Origin of the sequence: Selenomonas sp. AE3005 (assembly GCF_000686945.1) — a bacterium.
In the GTDB taxonomy this organism is placed as follows: domain Bacteria; phylum Bacillota; class Negativicutes; order Selenomonadales; family Selenomonadaceae; genus Selenomonas_A.
Genome location: NZ_JMME01000025.1, coordinates 1 through 3613, shown reverse-complemented (window position 1 = coordinate 3613; position 3613 = coordinate 1). Strand labels below are relative to the sequence as shown.

The following is a 3613-nucleotide window of genomic DNA, read 5'->3' as shown; positions in this document are numbered from 1 at the left end:
AAAACATAAAATGTAAAGACCAAAACATAAAGGAGTGTTAAGTTATGAGTGAAAGTAAATGGGTGCCGATTCGTGACAGTATTGTGGAGGCTCTACAGGTAGAGCAGATTGGCAAAGACTTAAAAGACCGTTTTGTTACGTGGGTGGAAGATGAAGGCATTGCCTTTATTCAGAAGTTTGCTGACGGTATTATTGATGAATGCCGGAAAGATGCTGAGACGGAAAGCGGCTGGTGCAAGATTCGAGACAGCATTGTTGTCCCCGGTCTGCTCAATGTCGGCATGTATATCCTCAAAATGGTTATTACCAAGGCGGCACAGGAAACAAAATAATTTCGTTCAATGTTGTATGAGAGGCATGGCTGAAAAGCTATGCCTCTTTTTTTATTGCAAAGGAGAAGGAAATGGAAGTTGAATCAAAGCAAGCTAGAAACCGTTTAAAAATGGCAACACGTACAGAGTTTGATTATCTAATATACGAGGCAATGCTTACCCCGTGGTGTGAAAAGATACTACGTTTACATATAGGCGAGGGCGTTTCTGTCTGTGGTTTGGCAGAACGCTTTTCTTGTTCGGAGACTTTGATTAGGAAACACCTAGCTATTGCATATAAAAAGGTGGCTAAATTGCAATGATATCGTGGCGTTTTCGTGCGGTTTTTTCTGTGATAATAAGGGCAGATAAAGGACGGCACGAAAAGAGGCGAGGACGTTGCATATAGAATATAACCCTAACCCGGATAAAAAACTGGTAGGGGATTGTGTCATAAGAGCTATAACAAAACTACTAAATAAAGATTGGGATTCTGTTTACCTTATGCTTGCTATGCAGGGTTACAGCTTAAAGGATATGCCGTCAGCTAATCATGTATGGGGGAAGTTTCTGCATGAACACGGATACGTGCAGAAGATTCTTCCTGCGACCTGCCCGGATTGTTACACAGTAAAAAAGTTCTGTGATGAACATCCAAAAGGGGAGTATTTATTAGCGACTGGTTCCCATGTTGTCACGGTCATAGATGGTGATTACTACGATGCGTGGGATTCCGGAAACGAAGTACCGGTGTATTTCTTTGAGAGGGGCGATTAAATGGCAGGGAATATGATGTGGCAACAACAACAGCCAGCAACAAATTCAATGGTTACATTTATCAACGATGATTCGGAGGCAATAAGCTATCCTGTCAATCCGGGTATGACCGTGGCTTTAATCAATGCCAACGACCCGGAAAACAGCAAAATGTTTCTCAAAAGTTCTGCCGCTAATGGATGTCCTAACCCTATGCGCATCTTTAAAATACAGGATATAACTCCGCAGAAATCTAACGGCGATACGGTTTCGCGTAAGGAATTTGAGACGCTGACACAGCAGTTTGCGGCTCAGACGCGGCAGTTGCAAAATATGCAACAACTGTTGATGAACTTGCAACAGCCGCAGGTAGAAGCACCGGCAAAGGGAGGTAAGTCGAAATGATGAATCCTATGCAGATTATGGGGCAGGTAAAGCAGTTCCGTGAAAATATGCTCCGTCAGAATCCCGGCATGAATCCGCAGGAAATGGTTAATCAGATGGTTTCCTCTGGGAAAGTATCGCAACAGCAGTTTGAGCAGGCCAGAAATATTGTGGAATCTCTTGGCATGAAGTTTTGATTCAATCCTTGCGCAAGGTTGATATATCTATTCTATCTATCACGAAAGGGTGAATAATTATGGCTCTTGAAAATGGTAGCGGATTGTCCGCAGCAGATATGGCTGCGGTAATGCGTGGTGGCAACAACGGCGGCTGGGGCAATGATGGCTTTAGCGCATGGTGGGTTATTCTTTTTATGATTTTTGCCTTCATGGGTAACGGTGGATGGGGGAATGGTGGCTACGGCAATGGCGGTGCTCCGTATGTAGTAGCTGATGTGCAGAGGGGCTTTGACCAGTCCGCAACTATCAATGCTATTAGCAACTTATCTACGCAGGTAGGCAATGGCTTTGCTGATGCTGCGGTTGCGCGTTGTCAAGGTGATGCAGGCATTACGGCGGCTGTAACCAATAGTCAGTTTGGTGTAACACAGGCTATCAATGGGGCAAAAGATACTCTTGCTTTGGGGCTGAATCAGCTTGCTATGGCTAATCAGCAGGGCTTTAATGACAATCGCGCAGGGCAGGCCGACCTTAAATATACGATTGCCACAGAAAACTGTGCAGACCGTCAGGCAATTAGCGACGGCATCCGTGATTTGATGGCACAGAGTACGGCCAATACCAATGCTATCGTGCAGTCGCAGACCAATGGTATCCAGACTATCATGGACAAACTCTGCCAGCTCGAACTCGACAACGTTAAGCGCGAAAATGACCAGCTACGTACGGCGCTCAACATGGCGAACTTGGCCGCTTCTCAGACGGCACAGACCGCGCAGATTCTCCAGGGGCAGAACGCGCAGGCTCAGTATGTGGTTGGTCAGTGCTGCCCGAAGGCGCAGCCCGCTTACGTAGTGCCTAATCCGAATTGTGGTTGCGGCGGCTTTAGTGCATGAGGGAGGTGTCTCTCATGGCAGAGTATACAGCAGTAGCAAGTCAGATTATCCAGCCCAACGATTACGTTATCTTTACGGCTGCGCCTGTCCCTTGCACTAAGGGCTATGTAGTTCCGCGCCTTGGCTCAGGACTGTTTCAACTTTCCGGCTTGGGCGTGCCTCGCATGGGTGGTTGCGCATGTAATCGCCGTGTGCTTGGCGTAAACTACGATGTCGATTTTGGTGCCAACGTTGCTATACCTGAAGGGGGAACTGTAGAACCTATCTCAGTTGCTATCTCCCTTGGCGGTACAGCAATCCCATCATCCATTATGACGGTGACTCCGGCAGCAGCAGGAGACTTCTTCAACATCAGTCGTGACATTACGGCGCAGATTGTCGCCGGTTGCTGTCAGACCGTAGCAGTGCAGAATCTTAGCACTGTGCCCATTGAAATGGTGGATGCAAGCATTAACTTCGACCGTGAAGGCGTATCCGTATTGGGGGTGATGTAATGGAAAATATGACTATGCTAAAATCCACTTTGGAAGATGCACTGCGTTCCATTGCGGAAAAGAAAAATATAAGCCCGTCAGATATTGAGACGGCAACGAAAGCCTTGTGTGCCTTGGAACAAATCAAGGTAATGGAAGGTGGCGGTTACTCAGAACGTTCCTACCGCCGTATGCGTTCGCATGATGGCTCCTATCGTTCACACGATGGCAGTTATGACGGCAACTATGATGGTGGTATGAACAGTCGTGACCGGTACTTCAATCCGTCGCATGATGGCTCACGTGACGGCTCCTACGATGGTGGCTATAGTGGTCACTCAATTAAAGACCGTATGGTGGCACAGTTGGAAAACATGTACGACCAGGCAAAGAGCGAACACGAACGGCAGATTGTCGATGAGTGGATTAAGCGACTTGAAGGCGGTAAATAAGCAATAAAAGGGGCATGGCCTTGTTACAGGTCATGCCCTTGTTGCGTACTAAAAACGTACTAAACGAATTGGAGGCAGTTAATTTTGTGTAGATTTCGTAGACTGTGTAGACGAAAATGCACTATATTATATAAGGAAGTAAATTGTTATGATAGAGCTCGT

Annotated in this window: 8 protein-coding genes; all 8 read left to right on the top strand. The window is 46.6% G+C overall.

Features of this window, described 5'->3' with window-relative positions; all coding sequences use genetic code 11:
- Positions 1-44: 44 nt before the first annotated feature.
- The 8 genes from DL94_RS0111625 to DL94_RS0111590 all read left to right on the top strand — a co-directional run bounded on the left by DL94_RS0111625 (position 45) and on the right by DL94_RS0111590 (position 3451).
- Positions 45-332 carry a hypothetical protein gene (locus tag DL94_RS0111625; protein WP_028130298.1) on the top strand — a complete coding sequence of 96 codons (288 nt, stop codon included), beginning with the start codon at positions 45-47 and terminating at the stop codon, positions 330-332.
- Between the two features lie 71 nt (positions 333-403).
- Positions 404-634 (top strand): hypothetical protein, encoded by a 231-nt coding sequence (locus DL94_RS0111620; protein WP_028130297.1) that lies wholly within the window; start codon positions 404-406, stop codon positions 632-634.
- Between the two features lie 76 nt (positions 635-710).
- Positions 711-1088 (top strand): hypothetical protein, encoded by a 378-nt coding sequence (locus DL94_RS0111615; protein WP_028130296.1) that lies wholly within the window; start codon positions 711-713, stop codon positions 1086-1088.
- Positions 1089-1472: a hypothetical protein gene (locus tag DL94_RS0111610; RefSeq protein ID WP_028130295.1), complete on the top strand. Its 384-nt coding sequence runs from the start codon at positions 1089-1091 to the stop codon at positions 1470-1472. It abuts the gene before it with no gap.
- The gene (locus DL94_RS0111605) at positions 1469-1648 is read left to right on the top strand and encodes a hypothetical protein (protein WP_028130294.1); all 180 of its coding nucleotides are present in this window, start codon (positions 1469-1471) and stop codon (positions 1646-1648) included. The genes DL94_RS0111610 and DL94_RS0111605 overlap by 4 nt, the downstream gene beginning before the upstream one ends.
- Positions 1649-1707: 59 nt before the next feature.
- Positions 1708-2526: a hypothetical protein gene (locus tag DL94_RS0111600; protein WP_028130293.1), complete on the top strand. Its 819-nt coding sequence runs from the start codon at positions 1708-1710 to the stop codon at positions 2524-2526.
- 14 nt (positions 2527-2540) lie between these two features.
- A complete protein-coding gene (locus DL94_RS0111595) occupies positions 2541-3020 on the top strand; it encodes a hypothetical protein (RefSeq protein WP_028130292.1) in 480 nt (159 codons plus the stop codon).
- On the top strand, positions 3020-3451 hold the full coding sequence (locus DL94_RS0111590) for a hypothetical protein (protein WP_028130291.1): 432 nt from the start codon (positions 3020-3022) through the stop codon (positions 3449-3451). The genes DL94_RS0111595 and DL94_RS0111590 overlap by 1 nt, the downstream gene beginning before the upstream one ends.
- Positions 3452-3613: the final 162 nt, after the last annotated feature.